The organism is Hymenobacter coalescens (assembly GCF_054783195.1).
Genome location: NZ_BAAGRA010000002.1, coordinates 1 through 23,211, shown reverse-complemented (window position 1 = coordinate 23,211; position 23,211 = coordinate 1). Strand labels below are relative to the sequence as shown.

The following is a 23,211-nucleotide window of genomic DNA, read 5'->3' as shown; positions in this document are numbered from 1 at the left end:
AATGAACCTCGAAGAACTGATTCGGCCCAACGTGCGGGCCATGAAACCCTACGCCTCCGCCCGCGACGAATTCCAGGGCACGGCGCAGGTCATGCTCGACGCCAACGAAAACAGCCTCGGCTCGGCCGGCGGGCAGGCGTTTAACCGCTACCCCGATCCGCTGCAGCGCGCCGTGAAGGCCGAAGTGGCTCGGCTCAAAGGCGTGCAGCCCGAGCAGCTGTTCCTCGGCAACGGCTCCGACGAAGCCATTGACCTGCTGCTGCGCCTGACCTGCGTACCCGGCCAGGACAGCATTCTGATTTTGCCGCCCACTTACGGCATGTACGAAGTGGCAGCCAACCTCAACGACGTGGCCCTGGAGCGGGTGCCGCTGACGGCCGACTTCCAGCTGGCGGACGAAGCCATCAACAAGGTGTTGGCTTCGTCGGCGAAGCTCGTCTTCATCTGCTCGCCCAACAACCCCACCGGCAACCTGCTGCACGCCGACGCGGTGGAGCGGGTGCTGCGCGGCTTTGGCGGGCTGGTCGTGGTGGATGAAGCCTACATCGATTTTGCCGCCGCGCCCAGCTGGATCACGCGCCTCGCCGAGTTCGACAACCTGGTGGTGCTCCAGACCTTCTCCAAAGCCTGGGGCCTGGCCGGCCTGCGCCTCGGCATGGCCTTCGCCTCGCCGGCCCTCATCGGCTACCTGAACAAGATCAAGCCGCCCTACAACGTGTCGGAAACCACCCAGCAGCACGCGTTGGCGGGCCTGGCTGACACGAGCGGTTTCGAAGCCATGCGCCTGGAGTTGCTGCAGGAGCGTACGCGGTTGCAGCAGGAGCTTCCCGGCGTGGCCATCGTGGAGCACGTGTTTCCCTCGGATGCCAACTTCTTGCTCGTGCGCTTCCGCCCCGACGCGACGGCCGTGTACGAATACCTGCTCGGCCGCGGCATCGTGGTGCGCAACCGCACCACCCAGCCCGGCTGCGCCGGCTGCCTGCGCCTGACCGTGGGCACGCCCGCCGAAAACGACCAGCTGCTCGCCGCCCTGCGCGCGTACGCCGGCTAATACCGCGCCGCCCGGGCCCCGCCGTCGCCCGGGGGGGCTTCCACTCCTTGTAATATCTACACCCGCGAACTACGCTTCGCGCCCGCCATGAAAAAAGTTCTCTTCATCGACCGCGACGGGACCATTCTCGTCGAGCCCCAGCCCAGCCAGCAGGTCGACAGCTTCGATAAGTTTCAGTTTCTGCCCGGCGCCATCACGGCCCTGGCCCGCATCGCCCGCGAGCTGGACTACGAGCTGGTGCTGGTGACCAACCAGGACGGGCTCGGTACCGCCTCGTTTCCCGAAGACACCTTCTGGCCCTGCCAGAACCTGATGCTCGACATTCTGCGCGGCGAAGGCGTGGAGTTCCAGGCCAGCCACATCGACCGCAGCTTTGCGCACGAGAACCTGCCCACGCGCAAGCCCGGCACCGGGCTGCTCGGCCAGTACCTCGATCCGGCGAACGGCTACGACCTGCCGAACTCGTACGTCCTCGGCGACCGGCTCACCGACGTGCAACTCGCCGAGAACCTCGGCTGCCAGGCCATCCTGATCGGGGAGGAGCCCGACCCGCGCGCGGTCCTGACCACCATCAACTGGGAGGAGATATACCAATTCCTGCGCCTGCCGGCCCGCCGCGCCCTGGTACAACGCGACACGAACGAAACCAAAATCCGCGTCGAGCTAAACCTCGACGGCAGCGGCCGGCATAGTATAAAAACCGGGCTCGGGTTTTTTGACCACATGCTCGATCAGCTGGCCAAGCACAGCGGCGTGGACCTGGACGTGACGGTACAAGGCGACCTGCACATCGACGAGCACCACACCATCGAAGACACGGCCATTGCCATCGGCGAAGCGTTCCACCAGGCCCTCGGCGACAAGCGCGGGCTGGCCCGCTACGGGTTTTTGCTGCCCATGGACGACGCATTGGCCCAGGCGGCCATCGACTTCTCCGGGCGGCCCTGGCTCGTGTGGGACGCCTCGTTCAAGCGCGAACGAGTAGGTGACATGCCGACGGAAATGTTTTACCATTTCTTCAAGAGCTTCTCCGATGCGGCCCGCTGCAACTTGAACATCAAGTGTGAGGGGGACAACGAGCACCATAAGATCGAGGCCATCTTCAAAGCCGTAGCGAAGGCAACCAAAGCCGCCCTGCAGCGCGATGCCAGCAAGATGGAAATACCGAGCACGAAAGGGGTGTTGTAGGGTTTAATCAAATGTTTAAACAAATGAGTAAGCCACTGCTTGGCTGAAGATGAGCGAATTGAGAGAGAGGTCAGGCGCTCTTATTACTCAAATGTTTAAAGATGTTTCTTTGAGAAATGGATATAGCAGTAGTTGATTACAAAGGCGGCAACGTGCAGTCGGTACTTTTCGCCCTGGAGCGGCTGGGCGTGCAGGCCACGCTCACGGCCGAGCCCGAAGCCATCCGCCGGGCCGACAAGATCATTTTCCCCGGGGAAGGGGAAGCCTCGTCGGCCATGCGTGAGCTGCGGGCCCAGGGCCTTGACCAGCTCCTGCCCACGCTGACCCAGCCCTTCCTGGGCGTGTGCCTGGGTATGCAGCTGCTGGGTCGGCACAGCGAGGAAGGCGGCGGCACGCCGCTGCTGGGCATCCTGCCCTTCGACGTCCTGCGCTTTGTACCCGATGCGGAGCACAAAGTCCCCCACATGGGCTGGAACACCCTGCAGCAGCTACGCTCACCGCTGCTGGCCGGCGTACGCGAAGACGACCACGTGTACTTCGTGCACAGTTACTACGCCCCGGTGGGCGAGTACACCATTGCGCAGGGCGCCCACCCGGCACCGTTCAGCGCCGCTGTGCAGCACCAGAACTTTTACGCCGTGCAGTTCCACGCCGAGAAAAGCGGGCCGGTGGGCACGCGCATCCTCCAAAACTTCCTCGCCCTATGAGCATGGAAATCATTCCCGCCATCGATCTGATCGGGGGCCAGTGCGTGCGCCTGACCGAAGGCGACTTCGCCCAGCAAACCACCTACGATTCGGACCCCCTGGCCGTGGCCCAGCGCTTCGAGCAGCACGGCCTGCGCCGCCTGCACCTGGTAGATTTGGACGGCGCCCGGGCCAAGCGCCCCGTCAACCTGCCCGTGCTCGAGCGCATTGCCCGCCACACCTCGCTGGTCATCGACTTTGGGGGAGGGCTGCAGCACGAAGACGCCGTGCGGCAGGCGTTTGCTGCCGGCGCCTCGCAAATCACCGCGGGCAGCATCGCCGTGCGCGAGCCGGCCACGGTGCAGGCCTGGCTGCAGGAGTTCGGGGCGGAGCGCATCATTGTGGGGGCCGACTTCCGCGACCAGCACATTGCCATCAACGCCTGGGCCGAGCAGTCGGAGCGGACGCTGCAGGAGTTGGTGGCGGCGTACCTGGCCGCCGGGGCTACCACCTTCGTCTGCACCGACGTGAGCAAGGACGGCAAGCTGCAGGGCCCGGCCCTGGCCACCTACCAGCAATTGCGCGCGGCGCTGCCGCAGGCCCGGCTGGTGGCTAGCGGCGGTGTGACCACCGTGGCGGACGTGGAAGCGCTGGCCGAAGCCGGCATGCACGGTGCCATCATCGGCAAGGCCATCTACGAAGGCACCATCCGCCTGTCCGAGCTGACGCGCTTTGTAAGCTAGTCTCCGGGCGGCATCATTTCCTTTTTCTTTCGCACTCAAGGTCCTTATGCTGACCAAACGAATCATTCCCTGCCTCGACGTGAAGGACGGGCGCACCGTAAAGGGCGTCCGCTTCGAGGGCCTGCGCGACGCGGGCGACCCGGTGGCGCTGGCCGCCCAATACGCCCGGCAGGGCGCCGACGAGCTGGTGTTCCTCGACATCACCGCCACCAACCAGAAGCGCCAGACCCTGGTGGCCCTCGTGCGCGACGTGGCGCGTGAACTGGACATCCCGTTCACCGTGGGCGGGGGCATCTCGGCCGTCGCCGACGTGGAGGCGCTGTTGCTCAACGGAGCCGACAAAGTATCCATCAATTCCGCCGCCCTGCAGCGGCCTGAACTGATTGACGAGCTGGCCAAGCGGTTTGGCTCGCAGTGCATCGTGGTGGCCGTGGATGCCCGGCACGCGCCCGAAAGCGGCTGGCAGGTGTACACCCGCGCCGGAACCCAGGCCACCGGCCGCGACGCCGTGGCGTGGTGCCGCGAGGCGGCTGAGCGCGGGGCGGGGGAGTTGCTGCTCACTTCCATGAGCCACGACGGCACCAAGGACGGTTTCGCGCTGGACGTGACGGGAGCAGTGTGCGCGGCCGTATCCGTTCCGGTAATCGCCTCCGGCGGGGCCGGACAGATGCAGCACTTTACCGACGTGTTTCAGCAAGCCAAAGCCGATGCCGGCCTGGCCGCGAGCATCTTTCATTTCGGCGAAATCAGCATTCCGGATCTGAAACAGCACCTACGCGGAGCTGGGGTGCCCGTGCGGTTATAATGGGTATCACCCCGTGGCAGGGTATTGGTAATCTATTTTACTAATAACGTTATGAAGTAAGTAAATTATTTTACTATTTGTTTTGTCTTGAATTATGTTGCTCGATTTCAACGTTTTTCACTTTGCCTGACCAATAATGAATCTGGATTTTGAAAAAATGGATGGCCTGATTCCGGCCGTCGTGCAGGATGCTGACACGGGGCAGGTGCTGATGCTGGGCTACGTGAACGAGGAGGCGTTGCGTAAAACCGAGCAGGAGGGACGCGTCACCTTTTTTTCCCGTTCCAAGAACCGGCTCTGGACCAAGGGCGAAACCAGCGGCCACTACCTGACAGTGGTCAGCCTGCACCCCGACTGCGACCAGGACGCGCTGCTCATCCGGGCCCGGCCCGACGGGCCGACCTGCCACCGGGGCACGGTGAGCTGCTTCGAACAGCCCGCGCAAGCGGCCGTGCCGGCGGCGCCCGTGGGCTTCCTGGCCGAGCTGGAGCGCCTGGTGCAGCGCCGGCAGCAGCGGCCCGAGGAAGAGCCCAACTCCTATACCGTGAAGCTGTTTCAAAAAGGCATGCCCAAAATCGCCCAGAAGGTGGGCGAGGAGGCCGTCGAGACAGTCATTGATGCCGTGGCTGGCAATCGGGAAGGCCTGCCCGGCGAAGTGGCCGATCTGCTTTACCATCTGCTGGTGCTGCTGGCAGCGGCGGGCCTGAGCCTCGACGACGTGGTGCAGGTGCTGCGGCAGCGGCACGCTACCATTTCGAGCGGCACGCGGCGCGACTAACCGCCGCGCCCTTCACAACTGCTGCGGCCGGCTCGAAACCTCGGGCCGGCCGCAGCAGTTGTAATACCCGGGTCGGGGCCGCCCGGGCGGCTGGGCTTCAACCCCGGCCGTTGCCCGGCGTAGAGCCCGGCAGTGTGCCCCTAAAATCCTCTGGCTACCTTGCGGGCCGTTTCGCCTTTGTATGTCTGACCACGCCCGTTACCTGGCCACCCAGTCGCTGACCGTCCTCGTACCCGTATACAACGAAGAAGAGAGCCTGCAGCAGTTCGTGGTGGAGATGAACAAGTACCTGGAAGTCGCGCCGGTGGCCACCACCGTGCTCTTCGTCAACGACGGTTCCACCGACGGCTCGCTGCCCATCCTGCGCGCCATCTGCCACCACGACGCGCGCTACGAGTTCGTGTCATTGGCGCAGAACCGGGGCCTGAGCACGGCCATCAAGGCCGGCATCGACCACGCCCGCGGCACGCTCGTCGGCTACATCGACTCGGACATCCAGACCACGCCGCTGGACTTCCTGGAGCTGCTGCCGTTTTTTCCGGAGTACGACATGGTCACCGGCATCCGGGCCAAGCGCCAGGATTCGGCCGTGAAGCTGCTGAGCTCCAAAATCGCCAACAACTTCCGCCGGCTGATGATCAACGACGGCATCGTGGACACTGGCTGCCCGCTGAAGATCCTCAAGACCGAGTATGCCCGCCGCATTCCGCTGTTTCACGGCATGCACCGCTTCCTCGGGGCGCTGGTGCAGCTGCAGGGCGGCAAGGTGAAGCAACTGCCGGTGCGCCACTTTCCGCGCTTCGCCGGCACGGCCAAGTACAACCTCTGGAACCGGCTCTGGAAGCCGCTGGTGGACACGTTCGGCTACCGCTGGATCCGCTCGCGCTGGAAGAACTACGAGGTCGGGGAGAAGCACCACCACTCTGCGGCCTAAGCGCCCCCGGCTGCCATGCACAGTGAAACCGTCGCGCTGCTGATCGGGCTGACCTCGCAGCTGCTGTTTTCCAGCCGCATCGTGCTGCAGTGGGTGCAGAGCGAGCGGGCCCGGCGCGTGCTCGTGCCGACGCTGTTCTGGCAGATCAGCTTGGTGTCGTCGTTTCTGATGATCATTTACGGCATGCTGCGCCACGACCCGGTGATTCTGGCCGCGCAGCTCATCAGCTACGGCATCTACATCCGCAACCTGCAGCTGCTGGGAGAGTGGCGCAAGCTCAACGCCTGGTTCCGCGCCGGGGCTTACGGCTTCCCGCTGGCCGTGCTGGCTTGGTTTGTGGTCGGCAACGCGCATTTCAGCCTGCAGGCCATGTTGCGCAACCGCATTCCGAGCGGGGTGCTCGTGCTCGGGGCCGTGGGGCAGACCATCTTCCTGCTGCGCTTCGTCTACCAGTGGCTGTACTCGGAGCGCAAGGGCGAGTCGGTGCTCCCGCTGGGCTTCTGGGTGGTGAGCTTCGTGGGTTCGGTGCTGATCCTGACCTACGCCGTGCTGCGCCGCCCCATCGACATCGTCCTCATCGTGGGCAACGTGTTCGGCACGGTGGTATACGCCCGCAACATGGTGCTGCTGCGCCGCGAGCAGCGCCGGCAGCTGGCCACAGCCGCCGCGCCGACGGCCGAAGAGGCCCCGCGTCCCAGCCTCGAGCCGTCGCGCCGGTAGCGTTGTTTACGCAGCGGTGGGGAATTACCGACTAAGGGCCGCGGATTTTTCCGGGGCCCTGAGCCACTGCACAAACTGGCGCAGGCCCTCGGCCAGCGGCGTCTGCGGGGCGTAGCCCAGCAGCGCCTGGGCCTTGCTGATGTCGGCAAAGGTCACGTCCACGTCGCCGGCCTGCATGGGCTGGAAATCCAGCCGGGCTTCCACGCCGACGGCGGCGGCCACGGCCTGAATCAACTCCAGCAGCGGCACGGGGCAGTTGTTGCCCAGGTTGATGGTTTCGTACACGGGCTCCGGGTGGCCGAGCAGGTAGCGCACGCCGCGCACCACCCCGTCCACCGTATCGGCCACGAAGGTGTAGTCGCGGGCCGTGGAGCCGTCGCCGTACACGGGAATGGGCTGGCCGGCCTGCAGCAGGCGCGCAAACTTGTGAATGGCCAGGTCGGGGCGCTGCCGCGGGCCGTACACGGTGAAAAAGCGCGCGTTGAGCACGCTGAGCCGGTAAAGGTGGTGATAGGTGTAGGTCAGCTCTTCCCCGGCCAGCTTGGAGGTGGCGTAGGGCGAGATGCAGGCCTGTTGCAGCTGCTCGTCCTCCCGGAAGGGCAGGCGCCGGGTGTTGCCGTACACGGAGGAGGACGAGGCAAACAGCAGCCGTCCGATGCCGCGCTGGCGCATCCATTCCAGCAGGTGGCCGGTAGCCAGCACGTTGTTGTCGAGGTAAGCCAGCGGCTCCCGCACCGACGGGCCTACGCCGGCTTTGGCCGCCAGGTGCACGACCAAATCCGGGGTGTGCTGCCTAGCCGGCCAGGCCGCGTCCAGCCCGGCCGACCCGGCACGCAGGTCCAATTCTGCAAAGCTAAAAGCCGGGTGGGGCAGCAGTTCCCGCAGGTTGTCCTCCTTGAGGCTGCGGTCGTAAAACGGGTCGAAATTATCGAGGCCTAGCACGCGGAAACCGTCCGCCAGCAGGCGCTGGCAGAGGTGGGAACCGATAAAACCCGCGCAACCGGTGACGAGAACCGTGGGCATAAAGCGAAACGCAACAGCGAAAGGTAGGAGGGAAGAACCTGGGCGAAAGAGGGCAAAGGTAGCCGAAAAGCCGCGCCACACTCTCGGATACGTAGCCCAAGCTCGTCCGGCGCGTATACGGGCTATCTTTCTTGGGTATGGCTGATTCTACGTTGATTGCCGGGGGCTGGCCTCGGCCGTGGGTGCGCTGGGCGGTGTTAGGGGTGGTGTTGGGGGTGGGGTTGTTTGCCCGCCTCGACGCGCCTGAAATCGGGCTGATGGAAGCCCGCAACTTCGTCGCGGCCCGCGAAATACACGCCGGTGGCTCCTGGTTGCTGCCCACCATGAACGGCGAACTGCGCCTGGCCAAGCCGCCGCTGCCTACTTGGCTGGTGGCCGTCGTGATGCACCTGACGGGTACGACCACCGATCTGGGGCTGCTGCGGCTGCCTTCCGCGGTCGGGGCCTGCCTGCTCGTGCTCTGCTTTCAGGGACTGGCCCGCCGCCTCACGCCCCCCGCCGACCGGGGCCGCACGGCCTGGCTGGCCGCCGTGGTGCTGGGGTCGTCGCTGCTGCTGCTCACCGCCGGCCGCGACGGCAACGGCTGGGACATTTATTGCTACACCTTCATGGTCGGGGCGGTGCTCGCCTTGCTGCGCGGCCTGCAAGGCCCGGTCCAGCAGGGCTGGGGGTGGTTTGGCGCTGCAGGCTCCCTGATCGGGCTATCCATGCTCAGCAAAGGCCCCGTAGGACCCTATGGTATGTTGCTCCCGTTTCTGATGGCCTATGCGCTACGCGGCGACCGGGCGGCGCTACGGCGTCATTGGCGTGGGTTGTTGCTCATGGTTGGGGTAGGAACGGTGGTCGGCGGAACCTGGCCCCTGTACGTGCTGAGTCAGCACCTGAACGAAGCCGCCGAGGTGGCTCAGGCGGAATCGGGCTCCTGGTCCAGCCGGCACGTGAAGTCGCTCTGGTTTTACTTGAATTTCCCGGCGTTTATGGGCCTGTGGGCCCTGGCCTCCGTTGCCACCCTGATCTGGCCCTACGCCGCCATGCGTATCCGGGCGTACGCGCCTTACGGGCTGCTGCTGGCTTGGGTGGTGGCTACGCTGGTGTTGCTCAGCCTGGTGCCCGAAAAAAAAGAGCGGTACCTGCTGCCAGTCCTGCCCCCTTTGGCGTTGCTCACCGCGGCTTTGCTGCGGTACTGGCTGTCGGCCGCCCGGCGTACCCCTGCCGACCGATGGCTGCTTCGGGGCTGGGTGGTTATCCTGTTGACCGCCTTGCTGGCGGTGCCGGCGGCTTTGCCAGCAGCAGGCCTGCGGGCTTTCCCGCTCCACACCGGGCCTTATTGGGTGGTGACCATTGCCTGCCTGCTGCTGGTGGCGGTTGCCGGGCTGCTCTGGCGACGCGGGCAGTTGGCCGTAGCGGCGGTGGGGGGCAGCCTGGGCGCGGTGTTGGTGGCCAGTGGGCTGCTGATGCCGGTGTACCCCGAATGGCAGCGCCGGCGTGATGACCCAGGCTTGCGGCCGTTGGCGCAGGTGGTGCGGGAAAGATCCGAGCTGCGGAGGCAGCCACTTTACAGCTTGGGCGAAATGCAGATCAAGTGGATTTGGGCGGCCGGGCGGGTGGTGCCCGAGTGGAACCTCGCGACCGATTCGGTCCCGCTGCGGCAGCTGCCACTGTTTCTGTACGCGCCCGTCCGCGGCGCCGCCCCGTTCCCGCCGGGCTGGGTTGCTGCGCGGGGCCTGCAGGTTACCACCGTCGACAGCTTCGACCTAAGCCATCAGTTTGCGGACGGGCGCTGGTACGTAACCAAAGTTTACCAGAACCATGCGCGTTAGTTAACATAATAATGTTCCGGGTTGAAGGGCGTGAGCCGAGTCAAAAGGAGCGGGGCCGAGAGTGTGCTAGCCCAGGCGCACTCTCGGCCCCGCCTCTAAGCTTGACGCTGCAGGTGCTTTCTGATCTTGTCAAGCAGTGCCTGCACAATGGTCAGATCGGTTTCGTCCAGTAACTCCAGCTGCGTGTCGATGCCTGGGCCCGTGATATGGATGGTATAAGCGGCTTCAAGTTCTTTTACTGGAGCAGCCGTTTGGCTTGGTGTCGGTACAAGCCGGGGCGTAGCGGATATGCTCTTGCTTGGCGGGGGTACATGATTCGTTTCCGGAGAAGGACTAACAGCTTCGTTGGGCGTAGGCGCCGGAGTTGGAATACTAGCCGGAGTACTTGTGGCCGTGCCTGCTGCCCGATTGTCCAGCCCAAACAGATTGGCTATGGCATCATCGGTAAATGCCGGTGCCGTTATGGCTACTGGGGTGGTACTTGGGGTGGAGCCCAGTACCACCGGCAGTGCCGCTTCCGCAATTGGTGGTTGTGCTTCGGTCCGAAACAGGTTGAAACCCATCTCCGGACTCGCTAAATCGCGCCGTGGACTGGCTTTGGTGAGCTGATCGATGTCGGCAATGATGTTCCGCTCATCCAGGATGTCAACCATGCGGGCGCCTTCAACAAAGGCCTTCGCTACGCTTTGAGCATTGATTTCCTCTACGTCAAACTCCCGCACTAGCATCACGTCGAGCATGTGAACCGGTAATTCCCGGTTGCGGAACTTGCGACAGATATGGGAGAAGAGCGGAGGATGGAGGAAGGCTTCACGGTGGTATATTTTTTCCTCTGTTTTGTCATACGCATTCTTAATGCGTCGGAACAGGTTGGTCGTAGTCAGAAGCTCACGCTTGCTGGTCAATAACCCAAACTTCACTGCAGAACCCAGAATGGCCTTGAAACTGCCGCTCACCTTGCGGTTAAGCTTGCGCGCGCAGGCTTCGATAGAGCATTTTCCTCCGGAGTCATCAACAACTTCAGCTACCTCCCAAGCGGACAGGTAACTGGTACGGGGGTATTCAATTGTCTTAGGCATGGGCTTAAGGATAGACTACCCAAAGATGGCACATTATAGCAAAAGATGATATAAATAGCATAAATGAGTATAAACCAGCGTATACTTTTTTTATACTTTATGTGCTTTTTTATGCCATAGTGAGATATTTATTACTAAATGCAGTTTACATACAATGATAATAGAAAATCTATCTTCCGTAAGGGCGGAAAAGGAGGGAAGATGCACCGGAGAAAGCTGGTAAAGGCACGCAAAGCCGATTCAGCGCTGTAATTACAAACATCAGACTTTAAAAGTATGACTGAATCCAAGGTAGCCCCAGAGGCGCTGATATGCCCTCAGAAACAAGGAGTCAGCAACAAGGCACAATCAGTGGATAATTGAGAAGCAAAAGCCAGATCAGAAAAGAATATCTCAAAGTGTAGGACTAGGCGATGAACCATCAACACCACATACAATAAGCAGTGGTAACGCCACAGCAGAACAAGTGCATCCAAGGCTTAGGGAAACATATATTCGTTTAAGAACTTAGCAAGCCATGCTGTAAGAAGATTAAAAAACAGAAAGGGACACGAAACCAAAGCTCAACCTGGTAAGCAAAAAGATAAATGTCAGGGCGACCGTAAGAGCTGCAAGCGGTGCCCATACAACCGCCAGTGATACAGTTTTTGGGCATGTAAAGAGCTTGCGTGCCACCTCGAAGTCCATTCCCCGAACCAGTTATCACGAGAGACATCAGCCTAAATCAGCAAGCCTGTTATTGTGTTATAATTTATATTATGTTAAGTAACAATTCCTAAAACGAGGCTGACCACAGGCCAGCCCCGTTTCTGCTTCTATCCTACTACTTCATCATGCGCTCAGCATCAGCTTTGCGGCCAACGCTTAGATACGCTTTCTGCAAGGCCGACTTAACGCCCGCGTCATCTGCTTTTACCTGCAGCGCCGATTCAAAGTACGGAATGGCTTGCTCCATATACTTACGGCCGTCAGCCTCCAGCTTCTTGCCGCGTGCCTGATAAGCCTTCACGTCCATATTGCGAACCGTGCGGTTGATATCAGCGCCCTTGTTGAAGTAATACACGCCCAAGTTGTAGAGCGAGTCAAAGTTCTTCGGATCAAGTTCCACCGCCTTCTTGTGCGCGGCCAAGGCCTGCTCGGGCTGTTTGCTGGACTCATACACCGAACCCAACACTGAATACAAGTTAGAATTCGTGGGGTCGGCCGCAATGGCTTTCTGAATCTTGTCGATGGCCTCCACACCGCGACCGGCGCTCAGGGCCATATTCAGATCCTCCAGCAAGAAATTTTTGTTGTTCGGGTATGCCTGCAGGGCTTGCTGCACTACTTTTTGCGCTTCGGCTTCGTTCTTTTCCTGACGAGCAATGCGCAGCAGGCGGTCGTACAGCTGCGGCGATTTGTAGTTAATGGCCATCAGCTTGTTGTAGCTTTCCTTGGCCTGGCCCAGGTCCTGCTTGGCTTCGGCTGCGTAAGCTGAGTAAAGCAGTGCCGTCGTGTCCTGCGGGCGGATTTGCTGCGCCATGCGGTACGAAGTCAGCGCCTCGTCGTATTTCTGGGCGTTGTAGCTCTCCACGCCGGCGTTCAGGGCCATACCATACAGGTTGTCCAGCCGCTGGGTAGCCTGCTTGCCGTAGTCGCTGTCCTTGCCTTCCAGTGCAATGGCCTTCTGGTACGATTCAAAAGCCACCTTGGCCCCTTCGCCCGGCTGCAGCAGCTTGCCGTAGATCGGGTTTTGGGTCATGCCCTCGTAGATTTCGCCCCGAACGTACCAGGTCTTGGCTTTGTCCGCGGTTTTTGGGTTCACTATCGCCTTATCGATTTCCGTGCGGGCTTTGTCCAGCGTCCCGTTTTTTTGCATCAACTGAGCATTGTTGACGGCCGAATTCTGAGCCACGGCGGCGTGCATAGCCAGCGCAGGGAGAATCGTCAGAACAGTTTTCTTCATGGGAATGAAAAGAGTGGAAAACTAGGTTGAGAGAAAGTTGCGGGGGTAACGGGAAACCCCGGTGCCGGGTTTATTCGGCACCGGGAGCTTCTGCGTTGCTCAGTTGATCCAGGTCATCGGCCGCCGCCAGGGGCTGGCTTCTCTCCTGCGCTACAGCTTCCAACAGGTCGCCGGTCAGGTCTTTGTCGTCGGCCGCTACTTTGGCTACCGATGAGATTTCGTCGCCTTCGCTGATCTTGATCAGGCGCACGCCCTGCGTAGCCCGGCCAATCGAGCGCACATCGGCCACCCGCAGACGGATGGTAATGCCCGAACGGTTGATGATCATCAGGTCGTCGTCGTCGCTTACATCCTTAATGGATACGAGCGCACCGGTCTTATCCGTGATTTTCAGGGTGCTTACCCCCTTCGCACCGCGGTTGGTAATGCGGTAGTCATCGATGGGGCTGCGCTTGCCGTAGCCGTTTTCCGACACCACAAGCAGTTCTTTGCTCGGGTCCGAGAGGCACACCATGCCCACCACGCGGTCGTCCGCATCTTCGGCCAGGGTGATGCCGCGCACGCCGGCCGCCGTCCGGCCCATGGGGCGCACGTTGGCTTCGTTAAAGCGCACGGCACGGCCCAGCTTCGAGGCCAAGATGACTTCGCTTGTGCCGGTGGTCAGCTGCACGTCGAGCAGCCGGTCGCCCTCGTTGATGGTAATGGCATTGATGCCGGCGGCGCGAGGACGCGAGTAGGCTTCCAGCGTGGTTTTCTTCACCGTGCCCTGCTCCGTGCAGAACATCAGGTAATTGTTCTGGGCGTAGTCCGGGTCGCGCAGGTCGCGCACGTTCAGCACGGAGCGCACCGGGTCATCGGCTAGCTCCGGAATCAGATTTTGGATCGGACGCCCCTTGGCCGCCTTGCCGCCTTCGGGCAACTCGTAAGCTTTCTTCCAGAACAGGCGGCCGCCTTCGGTGAAGAGCAGCAGGAAGTCGTGGGTCGAAGCCACGAACATGTGCTCCGTGAAGTCCGACTCCTTGGTGGATACGCCTTTGGCGCCGGTGCCGCCGCGGCCCTGGGCACGGTACTCATCGAGCGAGGTGCGCTTGATGTAGCCTTCATTGGAGATGGTAATGACCATGGCCTCCTCAGCAATCAGCGACTCGAAGTCGATGTCGCCACCGGCGTACTCAATCTCCGTGCGGCGCGCATCGCCGTACCGGTCGCGGATTTCCTCCAGCTCGGTACGGATGATACCGCGCTGCAGCTCGGGCGACTCCAGCACCGACTTCAGGTAGTCGATGAGCTTCATCAGCTCCTGGTACTCGTTCACGATCTTGTCGCGCTCCAGACCGGTGAGGCGCTGCAGGCGCATATCGAGAATGGCGCGAGCCTGCACGTCGCTGAGCGAGAATCGCTCGATGAGCTGGGTGCGGGCCAGCTCCGGGTCGCGGGAGCTGCGGATCAGGGCAATGACCTCGTCGAGGTGGTCCAGCGCGATGAGCAGGCCCTCCAGGATGTGGGCCCGCTTCTGCGCTTCCGCCAGTTCGTAGCGGGTGCGCCGCACGATAACGTCGCCGCGGTGCTCCACGAAGTGGTGGATCAGGTCGCGCAGGTTGAGCGTCATCGGGCGCCCCTTCACCAGGGCCACGTTGTTGACGCCGAAGGTCGACTGCAGCTGCGTGTACTTGAAGAGGTTGTTCAACACCACCTGCGGCACGGCGTCACGCTTCAGGTCGTACACGATGCGCATCCCGTCGCGGTCCGACTCATCGCGCAGGTCGGAGATGCCCTCAATTTTCTTTTCGTTGATCAACTCCGCCGTGCGCTGAATCATGGCCGCCTTGTTGACCATGTAGGGCACTTCGGTGACGATGATTTGCTCTTTGCCGTTGGGCAGCGTCTCAAACTGCGCCTTGGCACGCACGACCACGCGGCCGCGGCCCGTTTCCAGGGCCTGGCGCACGCCTTCGTAGCCGTAAATCACGCCGCCGGTCGGGAAGTCCGGGGCCTTTACGTACTCCATCAGCTCCTGCACGGTGATGTCGGGGTTGGCCAGGTAAGCCACGATGCCGTCCACTACTTCCGTCAGGTTGTGCGGGGCCATGTTGGTGGCCATGCCCACGGCAATGCCGGAGGAACCGTTCACCAGCAGGTTGGGGAACTTGGCCGGCATTACCGACGGCTCCTCCAAGGAGTCGTCGAAGTTGGGCTGGAAGTCCACCGTATCCTTGTCCAGGTCACCGAGCAGCTCATCGGCCAGGCGCTTGAGGCGGGCCTCGGTGTAACGCATGGCGGCCGGCGAGTCGCCGTCGATGGAGCCAAAGTTGCCCTGGCCGTCGACGAGCGGGTAGCGCAGCGACCAGTCCTGGGCCATGCGCACCATGGTGTCGTACACCGAGGAGTCGCCGTGGGGGTGGTATTTGCCGAGCACTTCCCCCACGATGCGGGCGCTCTTCTTGTGGGCTTTGGTATACGATACGCCCAGCTCCGACATGCCGTAGAGCACGCGCCGGTGCACGGGCTTCAGGCCGTCGCGCACATCGGGCAGGGCGCGGGAGATGATGACGGACATCGAGTAGTCGATGTACGCGCCGCGCATCTCGTCCTCGATGTTGATGGGAATGATTTTTTCGCCTTCAGCCATTAGTCAAAACGAAAGGCCCGCGGCCGCCCCAAACGGGGGCCGCAGACGCCGGGTGTGAAGTAGTATTTAAGCTGGCAAGATACCGAAAAAAGGCCTTTTTTCCTAGCGAAATCAGGGTTTTGACTTGCTGCGGTTGTTGTGCATTTTCCCGTCGGGCTGGCCGTGTACTTTGATCTTCTCCCCGATTTCGGGGTTCTGTTTTTTCCACAGCGGCTGGCCCCGGTATTTCTGCCCGCCGTGGAAGTGCACCTTGCGCACGTGGCACGAATTCATGGGGCAGGTGCGGCAGCTAGCGAGGGTTAACAACAGCAACACGAACAGTCCCCGACCGCTGCGCATCAAACGAGCTTCTCTTTTCATCTTGCTGACAAAACAACGTAAAATCGACCAATTTCGTGCCCCGGGATAGGACAAAACCCCTTAGTGGGCACCGTGCAGGTCGCCTCCCTCCCATTCTTTCAGGAACTGTGCCAGGAACTGCTCCATGAAGGCATGCCGCTCGGCGGCGATGCGCCGGGCGGCCTCGGTGTGCAGCCGTTCGCGCAGGTGCAGCAGCTTTTCGTAGAAATGGTTGATGGTGGCACCGCCGTTGGTTTTGTATTCGGCGAAGGTGCCGTGCTGCACGGGCGGCTGGGCCGGATCGTGCAGGGCGCGGCCTTTGTGGCCCCCGTAAGCAAAAGCCCGGGCCACGCCGATGGCCCCGATGGCGTCGAGGCGGTCGGCATCTTGCACGCAGGCCCCTTCGGGGCTGCTCACGGGTGTGGCCACGCCGGCGCCCTTGAAGGATACTTCCCGGATAATCTCCTCGACGCGAGCCACCAGGTTTTCGTCAGCTCCCTGGCTCAGCAGCCAGGCGCGGGCAGCCCGGGGTCCGGCCTCTTCGTCGCCGTGGTGAAATTTCCAGTCGGCAATGTCGTGCAGCAAGGCGGCCAGCTCCGTTACCAGCGCATCAGCCCCTTCAGCCTGGGCCAGGGCCCGCGCCACCAGCCACACACGGCGAATGTGGGCCCAGTCGTGGCCGGAGCCTTCGCCCGTGAATTCGGCCTCAACAAAGGCGGCGGTGCGCTTAATCAGATCTGCGGGAACATCAGTAGTCATGGCGCAAAAATGCACCGAACGTGGCGTATTAGGCCGCGTTTGTGTGCTGAACCGGCCAAACCAGCCGTACACCAGGTCGCTAGTACGCTGACGCAGTGCCGCATGCAAAAAGGAGCAGCCCGCTAATCGATAACCGGGTGGCGTTGAAACTCGCGGGTGCGGTCGAAGAGGTAGCGCAGCGTCTGGTGCTCGCGCCATGGCTCGGCCCCGATCAGCTTGACTACGCTCATCATCTTGGGGTTGAAGTCGCCGATCCAGTTCATGACGGTTTGAGTGTAGGGCACTGCCCCGGGTTTCTGAATCAGCAGCGACGACGCGTACACCATGGCGGCCTCCACGCCCTTGCGCTGCTGCTCCGGCACCACGCCGAACACCACGCCGAACAAGGTCTTGATGGTGCCGCGCAGCTGGTGGTACTTGAACTGCACCTTCTCCCACCAGCCCAGCTTGCCGTTGAAGAACCGGAGTATCTCGTTGATTTCGGGCAGATTGATGTAGAAGGAAATCGGCTCGCCGCCGTAGTAACCAAACCAGATAATGCGCTCATCCATGATGTCGAGCATGCTCTTCATCAGCTTCTCGGCAGCCTCCGACGACATGGGCTTGACGCCGCCGTGCTTGACCCAAGCTTTGTTGTACACCGTGCGGAAGTCCTCGGCGTACCGGCGCCACTCCTTCTTGCGCATGTGTCGGAACGTATAATTCGGGTCGTTGGCCAGGCGCTCAGCCCGGGCCAGGATAGCCGGGTGCAGTTGCCCCTGCACGGTGCGGTAGTAGGTAATCTGCTTGTAGAAGGTCTCGAACCCGTACGCCCGGAACAGCTCGGCGTAGTACGGCGGGTTGTAATTGGCCCCGTAGATCGGCGAGCCGAAGTTATCCGTCAATAGCCCCCACCATTTGTCCCGGTCGCCGAAGTTGATCGGGCCATCCATGCCCTCCAAGCCGCGGGCTGCCAGCCATTCGCGGCAGGCATCGAAAAGCTGGTTGGCCGCCTGCTGGTCGTTGATACACTCGAAGAAGCCCATGCCGCCCATGTGACGGAACCGCTCTTCCGCCGCGGTTTCAGCCGCCGAGGCATTTTCGGAAGCCGTGGGGAAGGCGGTGTCGCGGTTGAAAAACGCCGCTACCCGCCCAATGGTGCGCCCCTGTTCGTCTAGCAGCAGCCAGCGCGTGTTTTCGCCCTTCTGAAACAATTTGTTTTTAGCCGTGTCGAACACCGCCTCCACGTCCTGGTCAAGGGGACGGATGTAGTTGGGGTCTTGGCGGTAGATAACGCGCGGCGGAAACTCCAGAAACTCGCGGGCCTGGGCCGGCGTGCTGACTACAACAAGCTGCATGCAAAGCACAATCGGAATGACAAGAATGCGCGAAATAACGTAAAACGCGCTGTTTGCACGCAGCATGCAGGCATTGTCGCGGCCCAATACAGTGGCTATTTCCAAACAATCCCGTACTTTAGCCCTACCAAAACTATTCTTTCGCGCCTCGTCGGCCTTGGCCGGCGGGGCGTTTTTTTGTTTAAGGCCAGGGCACCCGCCCAAACCGCACGAGGGCAGGACTTCGTTTATCGGATTATTCTTAATCCGTGGCCAATGATTCCTCTATACTCGCATGCCGGTGCTGCGGTAGCTTATGCCGATGATGCCTGCCGGGCCATCTATTTCCCGGATAACCGTCTGGCGGCCTGGCTTGATGACGGGTTGCTATATGCCCCCAACGGCCACTATCTGGGGTGGATTCACCATGGCTGGGTGCTGGACCGCACCGGCCGGGCAGCCCTCTTCGCTGACAATGCTACCGGGCGTCCAAGCAAACCTCCGGTGACCCCGCCCCCTCCGGGTTTCTGGCCCCGCCCAAGCCAATTGCCGAGGAAACCTCCCAAACGCAAAAACCGACCGGCACGGCGCGGCCGCATTGCCGAGTGGTCCACGTTGTCAGGTCCAGAGTTTTTTCAGCAATAGGCGCGCACAGTATAGATGTCACAAGCAAGCCATAATTAAATTAATTGTGACGCCAAAAAGATGCTTTTTTCGCTGATCGTACACGTTATGGCTAATGAACAGCATTGCATTCCTTTGTCACACAAATAACATAAACTTCCTGGTTTACGCGCTCTATTGTACGGAGCTTTGTACAGTTTCAATCCCTTGGCTGTCATGTCAACCTGCCCCCTTCCTCTTGTAGCCCTTGCTTTGCTGATAACCGCAGTTCAAGCGCCCGCCCGGCCCTTTCCCGGCATGGCATCGACCCCGGACGCTTAGCCTGCCCCGCCCTCTTTTCCCCAACCAAAACAAACTTGCTCCCCCGGCGTCCCATGCCTCTTGGCATGGGACGTTTTTTTTGTGGCGGGCGCCCCCACTCAGGCCGCTAGTTCCACTTTATCCTGATTAGCTGATATGCAGAATATTAATTTCTTTGAATAAAACTCGCTGGATCAAGAGGCTGGCGGGTACATTGCTTGCGTAGCCACCCATAATCTGCCCGTGCTATGAAAATCAAGGTACAGCGCCGCGCCGACGGACGCGGCTGCACTTTATCCGAATGGTTCGTCGACGGCAAAGCCGAATGCTTCGGCTGCGAAGACGTCGTGCGCCCGGCCGGCGCACCGAAGGTTCCGGGCAAAACGGCCATCCCAGCGGGCACATACCAAGTAGTCAATTCGTATTCCAAGCGCTTTCAGCAATACTTGCCACTGCTGCTGAACGTCCCGGGCTTTGAGGGCATCCGAATTCATTCGGGCAACACGGCTGCCGACACCGAAGGCTGCCTGCTGCCGGGTGGCACCCTGCTACCGGACAAAACCGGCGTCGGCAACAGCCGGAAGGCCTTTATAAGGTTATTCGCCAAACTCAAAGCCGTGGAGAAAGCCGAGCGTATCACCATTACTATTCTGAACGCACAGTAGGCCCAAACAGCGCGGGCCCCGATAGAAAAGTTTGATCAACCCCGGGCCGGCGGAAACGTACGAGGAGCATTTACGGGCGGCGTGGCATCATTCAGTCTGGCCACACCGGTCCCGGAACCCATTCACCTGACTTGCTGCCTGTGATGCACTCCTACGAAAAATACGTAAAGACACTCTTGACCGTAGCCAGCATGACCTTGCTGTTTCTGGGTCTTTATGAGGTGGGCATTGCCGCCTGCCGCTAGCCTGCCTGCAGTCAGCAACACCGCCCTTGCTCTAGCAATCAGGAGCGTTGGAAGCTCTACGTTCCCCCTGGGCGCCTAGGGCCGTAGCTACCAGAAAAAGTTTGTGCCCTTGGCCAAACAGCATCGATTCCGCATGTGACGACGCGTGGACTCATCAGTAGCAGGCGCAGCCAACAGGCCTATATAAGAGTTCTGACCGCGCCTTGCGCTTAAGCCTGCACCTTCCGTTGCCTTAGAGAGCAGACGGCCGGATACACCAACAAAAAAAGCTGCTGTAAACACACGGTTTACAGCAGCTTCAACATACAAAGAGCCCCCTGCCGGGATCGAACCAGCGACCTACTGATTACAAGTCAGTTGCTCTACCAGCTGAGCTAAGGAGGCGTAATTGTGGCGCAAACCTACTGCTTTGGTTGCAAATCCGCAACCATGCCCAGGAAGATTTATCCCGGGAAAGGCCTTATCCGCAACTCGTGGAAGTGAGCATGCATCTGATTTGCGCCAGTAAGCGCCACCACGTCTGTTAGCTCATTTAATTAGCATAAACATTTAGCAGCATCGTAGTAGACATGGACTATACAAACCAAAATATAGGCACATTCACCGTCATAACAAGTCAAAATCCTGACGCTTGATTACTAAAAAAATTAGTAAAACCTCTATCAAATAACTGCCTAAGACTTACCTTTACTTTATCGCACGGTAGTCACCTCGCCAACGCGTCGTCTGTAAAAGACGAAGCCTCGGCAGTTGGCGCTGCCGAGGCTTCAGGAAGCGGGTGGTTTGCACACCCTCATCCTCAGCTAAGATGGGAACTCGTGCGAAAGGCAAGCTGGCTAGGCTACTGGCCAGCTTGTGGGACAGCCGGCATCTGTGGATGCCGCCCGTCGGAGTGTTGTTGAAAGCAGTCATTACCTGGCTGCTAACGACCTGCTCTTAGGTAGCAGTGGCGGTCTGCGACTCAGCGCGGGTCGCCACTTTTTCATTTTGACAAAGTAGCGTATTTGATACGACAGTAACAAGTTTTTTGGTTTCCATTCACGGCGTCACGCGCGTTTAGACGTCCTTCCTAGCCGCAATGAATGGGCTGTGTAGTGCCAGTCCGCTCTTAACCGATAATCAATCAATTCGGGCGAACGGCTCACGACCACTTACTAAAGCTTTGCCTTTGTCTTCAGGGGCTGCCCCCATCCGACCGGCTAACCCACTTAAGCGCACAAGCAGCGCTTCGTGCACGCTGAATCCGGTAAGAAAGGTCACGCCTCGTGTTGCTGCCGCCGGGCTTGCACCCGATGACGTCCCCCGACGAGCTTCTCACGCCGGCCCGCGCGGTTGGTTAGGGCTACGCCAGGGGCAGCGTGAAATGAAACGTGCTGCCGCAGCCTGGAAAGCTCTCGACCCACAGGCGGCCACCCTGCGCGATTAGGAATTCGCGGCTGATGCTCAGGCCCAGGCCGGTGCTGCCGCGGCGCACCTGCCCGTCGGGACTCTGGTGGAAGCGCTGAAAGATCCGCTCGTGGTGCTCGGGCGCAATGCCCGGGCCGCAATCCTGCACGCTCAGCTGCACCCGCCCTTCGGTGGTAAGCTGCGCGCGGACGGTCAGCCGGGCCTCGTTGGGAGAGTAGCGAATGGCGTTGCTGAGCAGGTTGATGAGCACCCAGGTGGTTTTTTCCTCGTCGGCGCGCACGGGGGGTAAGTCGGCGGGCAGTTCCAGGTGCAGCTGCAGGCGCCGGTCGTCGAGCTGGGGCTGCACGGTATCGGTAGCCACGCGCACGACCGCCGCCAGCCGCGTGGGGCGCACGTTGAGCTGAATGCCCGCGCCGGCGTCGAGGCGGGCCACGGTGAGCAGCTCGCCCACCATGCGCTGCAGGCGCTGGGTTTCCTGGCCGATACCCTGGGCGAGGCGCCCGCGTTCCTCGGCGTCGGTGCGCTCGTGCTGGAGCAGTTTCAGGCTGAGGCCGATGCTGGCCAGCGGGGTTTTGAGCTCGTGCGAGACGGTGGCCAGGAAGTTGGACTTGAGCTGATCCAGCTTCTTGAACTCCGACACGTTGCGCAGGGTCAGCAGCTGCCCGGCTGAGCGCACGTGCTGCCCGCTCTCATCGAAGGCCCGCAGATCGTGCACGCTCAGGCGGTAGTACATGTCGTAGCCGCTGATGCGCACGGTGAGCAAGGGCGCGGCTTCCTCGCTTTCGTCGCCTACGGTTACGGCCTCCTCCGCCTCGTCGGCTGGGGGTGCGGCCACCGGCTGCAGCATACGGGCCAGCAGCTCGTGGCCCGTGGCCAGCTCTGCGGCCCGCCGCCCGACCAGCTCGGTGTCGGCGCGGTTTAGGAGGCGGCAGATGGCGGGGTTGGCCAGGATGATGACCCCGTACTGATCGAGCAGCAGCAGGCCCTCGTCAAGGCTGTTGACGACGCCCGAAAGGCGGTTGCGCTCGGTCATCAGCTCGGACAGCGCCGAGCGCCGAAACGCCTGCAGCTCCAGCAGCAAGCGGTTGAAGGCCCGCCCGACGCGACCCAGCTCGTTGTACTGCTCAGCCGGGATGGTCGATTCGAAGTTGTTTTGGGTGGCGTGCTCCAGGGCCCGCGTCAGCTCCTCCAGCGGCACGGCGGCGGCCTCCGCCACGCCGATGATCAGGCCCAGCGTGATGACCACGGCCAAGGCTGCCAGCGCCAGCATGATGCGAAACGACTCGGCGGCGCGGCGGTCGGCTACCTGGCTTTTGGCTTCCAGCGCCGCCACGTTCACGTCGACGAGGCGGTGCGTGAGGCCGCGCAGGTAGGCGCGGTACGGCGCCAAGGCGGCGGCGTCGGTGCCAGCGGCCAGCCGTTGTTCGTAATTATCCAACGCGAGCCGCAGGCTGTCCACCAGGGGCTGCTCGGCGGGCTCGGTCACGTTGTCGGCGGCTTGGTTCAGCGCCTGCCGAAACAGCGGCAGTCCGCCGGGCGCGGCGGGCGCTACTTCCATCTGGTCGATGGCGGTGAGCAGCACCTGGCCCACCTCCACGGAGTAGACGTTGGTTTCGCGGATGCGGCGGGTGGTATTGTCAAGGCGCAGCAGAGCCGTGGTGGCGTAGGCGCCCAGCACCAGCAGCAGGGCCAGCACCACCGCGAAGCCCAGGCTTATTTTCGTGCGGATGTTCATGGAGGGGATGCGGAGGCGGGGGAATCAGGGGGCAAGGTACGGCGGGAGTAGTATGCTCTAGAAAAGCAATTACTTTGGCGTTTCCCTTTCATCTCATCAAATCGGTGCTTTTGTCATGTTCAATCACAAAAGATCTTTTGGAGCAGTTATTCTGCTTTGGGCGTATATTCTGACCTACACAAACGCTTGCGCCCAAACTATAAGTGGTAATAAGATAAAAAACATTACAATGTATTATCGCACCATAGAAGCATACACCAGATTCCCAATAGACTCTGTCAATATTCAAGTATTCAATGAATACTCAACTAAAGTCCATAACCCAAATAAATTCATCCGAACACTCAACGATAGTCTTAGAGCGTGTTGGGGTTTTGCTATGGCTCTCCGGTTTAATGCCTAATTAACTTTTTGGTGAAG

The 23,211-nt window shown here is 61.1% G+C and carries 19 protein-coding genes and 1 tRNA gene; 11 read left to right on the top strand and 9 right to left on the bottom strand.

What is annotated here, in order from left to right:
- Position 1: 1 nt before the first annotated feature.
- From hisC to ACYVKQ_RS01210, 8 genes are all read left to right on the top strand, one after another.
- Positions 2 to 1,051, top strand: a complete 1,050-nt coding sequence (hisC, locus tag ACYVKQ_RS01245) for a histidinol-phosphate transaminase (RefSeq protein ID WP_460574794.1) — start codon at positions 2 to 4, stop codon at positions 1,049 to 1,051.
- 87 nt (positions 1,052 to 1,138) lie between these two features.
- Positions 1,139 to 2,239, top strand: coding sequence for a bifunctional histidinol-phosphatase/imidazoleglycerol-phosphate dehydratase HisB (gene hisB / locus ACYVKQ_RS01240; protein WP_460574792.1), 1,101 nt, complete (start codon positions 1,139 to 1,141; stop codon positions 2,237 to 2,239).
- Between the two features lie 116 nt (positions 2,240 to 2,355).
- Positions 2,356 to 2,946, top strand: a complete 591-nt coding sequence (hisH, locus tag ACYVKQ_RS01235; protein ID WP_460574790.1) for an imidazole glycerol phosphate synthase subunit HisH — start codon at positions 2,356 to 2,358, stop codon at positions 2,944 to 2,946.
- A 2-nt stretch (positions 2,947 to 2,948) separates the two neighbouring features.
- Positions 2,949 to 3,668: a 1-(5-phosphoribosyl)-5-[(5-phosphoribosylamino)methylideneamino]imidazole-4-carboxamide isomerase gene (hisA, locus tag ACYVKQ_RS01230; protein WP_460574788.1), complete on the top strand. Its 720-nt coding sequence runs from the start codon at positions 2,949 to 2,951 to the stop codon at positions 3,666 to 3,668.
- A gap of 46 nt (positions 3,669 to 3,714) precedes the next feature.
- Entirely contained in the window at positions 3,715 to 4,473 is a 759-nt protein-coding gene (hisF, locus tag ACYVKQ_RS01225; RefSeq protein ID WP_460574786.1) for an imidazole glycerol phosphate synthase subunit HisF, read from the top strand.
- Positions 4,474 to 4,609: 136 nt separating this feature from the next.
- Positions 4,610 to 5,251, top strand: a complete 642-nt coding sequence (gene hisIE / locus ACYVKQ_RS01220; protein WP_460574784.1) for a bifunctional phosphoribosyl-AMP cyclohydrolase/phosphoribosyl-ATP diphosphatase HisIE — start codon at positions 4,610 to 4,612, stop codon at positions 5,249 to 5,251.
- Positions 5,252 to 5,432: 181 nt separating this feature from the next.
- On the top strand, positions 5,433 to 6,185 hold the full coding sequence (locus ACYVKQ_RS01215) for a glycosyltransferase family protein (protein WP_460574782.1): 753 nt from the start codon (positions 5,433 to 5,435) through the stop codon (positions 6,183 to 6,185).
- Between the two features lie 15 nt (positions 6,186 to 6,200).
- Complete coding sequence (locus ACYVKQ_RS01210; protein ID WP_460574780.1) at positions 6,201 to 6,905, top strand: lipid-A-disaccharide synthase N-terminal domain-containing protein; 705 nt, start codon at positions 6,201 to 6,203, stop codon at positions 6,903 to 6,905.
- A gap of 24 nt (positions 6,906 to 6,929) precedes the next feature.
- Here ACYVKQ_RS01210 and ACYVKQ_RS01205 read toward each other — a convergent pair whose 3' ends face one another.
- Complete coding sequence (locus ACYVKQ_RS01205) at positions 6,930 to 7,928, bottom strand: Rossmann-fold NAD(P)-binding domain-containing protein (protein ID WP_460574778.1); 999 nt, start codon at positions 7,926 to 7,928, stop codon at positions 6,930 to 6,932.
- A gap of 137 nt (positions 7,929 to 8,065) precedes the next feature.
- On the opposite strand from ACYVKQ_RS01205, the gene ACYVKQ_RS01200 reads away from it, so the two are divergent.
- Entirely contained in the window at positions 8,066 to 9,748 is a 1,683-nt protein-coding gene (locus ACYVKQ_RS01200; protein WP_460574776.1) for an ArnT family glycosyltransferase, read from the top strand.
- A 95-nt stretch (positions 9,749 to 9,843) separates the two neighbouring features.
- Here ACYVKQ_RS01200 and ACYVKQ_RS01195 read toward each other — a convergent pair whose 3' ends face one another.
- The 6 genes from ACYVKQ_RS01195 to ACYVKQ_RS01170 form a co-directional block, all read right to left on the bottom strand.
- Positions 9,844 to 10,827 carry a hypothetical protein gene (locus tag ACYVKQ_RS01195; protein ID WP_460574774.1) on the bottom strand — a complete coding sequence of 328 codons (984 nt, stop codon included), beginning with the start codon at positions 10,825 to 10,827 and terminating at the stop codon, positions 9,844 to 9,846.
- Between the two features lie 823 nt (positions 10,828 to 11,650).
- Complete coding sequence (locus ACYVKQ_RS01190) at positions 11,651 to 12,772, bottom strand: tetratricopeptide repeat protein (RefSeq protein WP_460574773.1); 1,122 nt, start codon at positions 12,770 to 12,772, stop codon at positions 11,651 to 11,653.
- A 70-nt stretch (positions 12,773 to 12,842) separates the two neighbouring features.
- Positions 12,843 to 15,401 (bottom strand): DNA gyrase subunit A, encoded by a 2,559-nt coding sequence (gene gyrA, locus ACYVKQ_RS01185; RefSeq protein ID WP_460574771.1) that lies wholly within the window; start codon positions 15,399 to 15,401, stop codon positions 12,843 to 12,845.
- Positions 15,402 to 15,512: 111 nt separating this feature from the next.
- Positions 15,513 to 15,674 (bottom strand): hypothetical protein, encoded by a 162-nt coding sequence (locus ACYVKQ_RS01180; RefSeq protein ID WP_460574769.1) that lies wholly within the window; start codon positions 15,672 to 15,674, stop codon positions 15,513 to 15,515.
- 147 nt (positions 15,675 to 15,821) lie between these two features.
- Positions 15,822 to 16,499, bottom strand: coding sequence for an HD domain-containing protein (locus tag ACYVKQ_RS01175; RefSeq protein ID WP_460574767.1), 678 nt, complete (start codon positions 16,497 to 16,499; stop codon positions 15,822 to 15,824).
- A 122-nt stretch (positions 16,500 to 16,621) separates the two neighbouring features.
- Positions 16,622 to 17,836: a hypothetical protein gene (locus tag ACYVKQ_RS01170; protein WP_460574765.1), complete on the bottom strand. Its 1,215-nt coding sequence runs from the start codon at positions 17,834 to 17,836 to the stop codon at positions 16,622 to 16,624.
- Positions 17,837 to 18,091: 255 nt separating this feature from the next.
- Here ACYVKQ_RS01170 and ACYVKQ_RS01165 point away from each other — a divergent pair, with 255 nt between their 5' ends.
- Together ACYVKQ_RS01165 and ACYVKQ_RS01160 are read left to right on the top strand one after the other, a co-directional pair.
- Complete coding sequence (locus ACYVKQ_RS01165) at positions 18,092 to 18,460, top strand: 4-fold beta flower protein (protein WP_460574763.1); 369 nt, start codon at positions 18,092 to 18,094, stop codon at positions 18,458 to 18,460.
- A gap of 527 nt (positions 18,461 to 18,987) precedes the next feature.
- On the top strand, positions 18,988 to 19,404 hold the full coding sequence (locus tag ACYVKQ_RS01160) for a DUF5675 family protein (RefSeq protein ID WP_460574761.1): 417 nt from the start codon (positions 18,988 to 18,990) through the stop codon (positions 19,402 to 19,404).
- Positions 19,405 to 19,960: 556 nt separating this feature from the next.
- On the opposite strand, the gene ACYVKQ_RS01155 is transcribed toward ACYVKQ_RS01160, so the two are convergent.
- Both ACYVKQ_RS01155 and ACYVKQ_RS01150 read right to left on the bottom strand, forming a co-directional pair.
- A tRNA-Thr gene (locus tag ACYVKQ_RS01155) sits at positions 19,961 to 20,033 on the bottom strand.
- Positions 20,034 to 20,991: 958 nt separating this feature from the next.
- Positions 20,992 to 22,791 (bottom strand): sensor histidine kinase, encoded by a 1,800-nt coding sequence (locus tag ACYVKQ_RS01150; protein ID WP_460574759.1) that lies wholly within the window; start codon positions 22,789 to 22,791, stop codon positions 20,992 to 20,994.
- Positions 22,792 to 23,211: the final 420 nt, after the last annotated feature.

Coding starts and splice junctions, on each gene's coding strand:
- ACYVKQ_RS01205 (WP_460574778.1), bottom strand. CDS start 7,928: ATGCCCACGGTTCTCGTCACCGGTTGCGCGGGTTTTATCGGTTCCCAC.
- hisB (WP_460574792.1), top strand. CDS start 1,139: ATGAAAAAAGTTCTCTTCATCGACCGCGACGGGACCATTCTCGTCGAG.
- ACYVKQ_RS01190 (WP_460574773.1), bottom strand. CDS start 12,772: ATGAAGAAAACTGTTCTGACGATTCTCCCTGCGCTGGCTATGCACGCC.
- ACYVKQ_RS01165 (WP_460574763.1), top strand. CDS start 18,092: ATGATTCCTCTATACTCGCATGCCGGTGCTGCGGTAGCTTATGCCGAT.
- hisIE (WP_460574784.1), top strand. CDS start 4,610: ATGAATCTGGATTTTGAAAAAATGGATGGCCTGATTCCGGCCGTCGTG.
- ACYVKQ_RS01175 (WP_460574767.1), bottom strand. CDS start 16,499: ATGACTACTGATGTTCCCGCAGATCTGATTAAGCGCACCGCCGCCTTT.
- hisC (WP_460574794.1), top strand. CDS start 2: ATGAACCTCGAAGAACTGATTCGGCCCAACGTGCGGGCCATGAAACCC.
- gyrA (WP_460574771.1), bottom strand. CDS start 15,401: ATGGCTGAAGGCGAAAAAATCATTCCCATCAACATCGAGGACGAGATG.
- ACYVKQ_RS01170 (WP_460574765.1), bottom strand. CDS start 17,836: ATGCAGCTTGTTGTAGTCAGCACGCCGGCCCAGGCCCGCGAGTTTCTG.
- ACYVKQ_RS01150 (WP_460574759.1), bottom strand. CDS start 22,791: ATGAACATCCGCACGAAAATAAGCCTGGGCTTCGCGGTGGTGCTGGCC.
- hisH (WP_460574790.1), top strand. CDS start 2,356: ATGGATATAGCAGTAGTTGATTACAAAGGCGGCAACGTGCAGTCGGTA.
- ACYVKQ_RS01215 (WP_460574782.1), top strand. CDS start 5,433: ATGTCTGACCACGCCCGTTACCTGGCCACCCAGTCGCTGACCGTCCTC.
- ACYVKQ_RS01180 (WP_460574769.1), bottom strand. CDS start 15,674: ATGAATTCGTGCCACGTGCGCAAGGTGCACTTCCACGGCGGGCAGAAA.
- hisF (WP_460574786.1), top strand. CDS start 3,715: ATGCTGACCAAACGAATCATTCCCTGCCTCGACGTGAAGGACGGGCGC.
- hisA (WP_460574788.1), top strand. CDS start 2,949: ATGGAAATCATTCCCGCCATCGATCTGATCGGGGGCCAGTGCGTGCGC.
- ACYVKQ_RS01200 (WP_460574776.1), top strand. CDS start 8,066: ATGGCTGATTCTACGTTGATTGCCGGGGGCTGGCCTCGGCCGTGGGTG.
- ACYVKQ_RS01195 (WP_460574774.1), bottom strand. CDS start 10,827: ATGCCTAAGACAATTGAATACCCCCGTACCAGTTACCTGTCCGCTTGG.
- ACYVKQ_RS01210 (WP_460574780.1), top strand. CDS start 6,201: ATGCACAGTGAAACCGTCGCGCTGCTGATCGGGCTGACCTCGCAGCTG.
- ACYVKQ_RS01160 (WP_460574761.1), top strand. CDS start 18,988: ATGAAAATCAAGGTACAGCGCCGCGCCGACGGACGCGGCTGCACTTTA.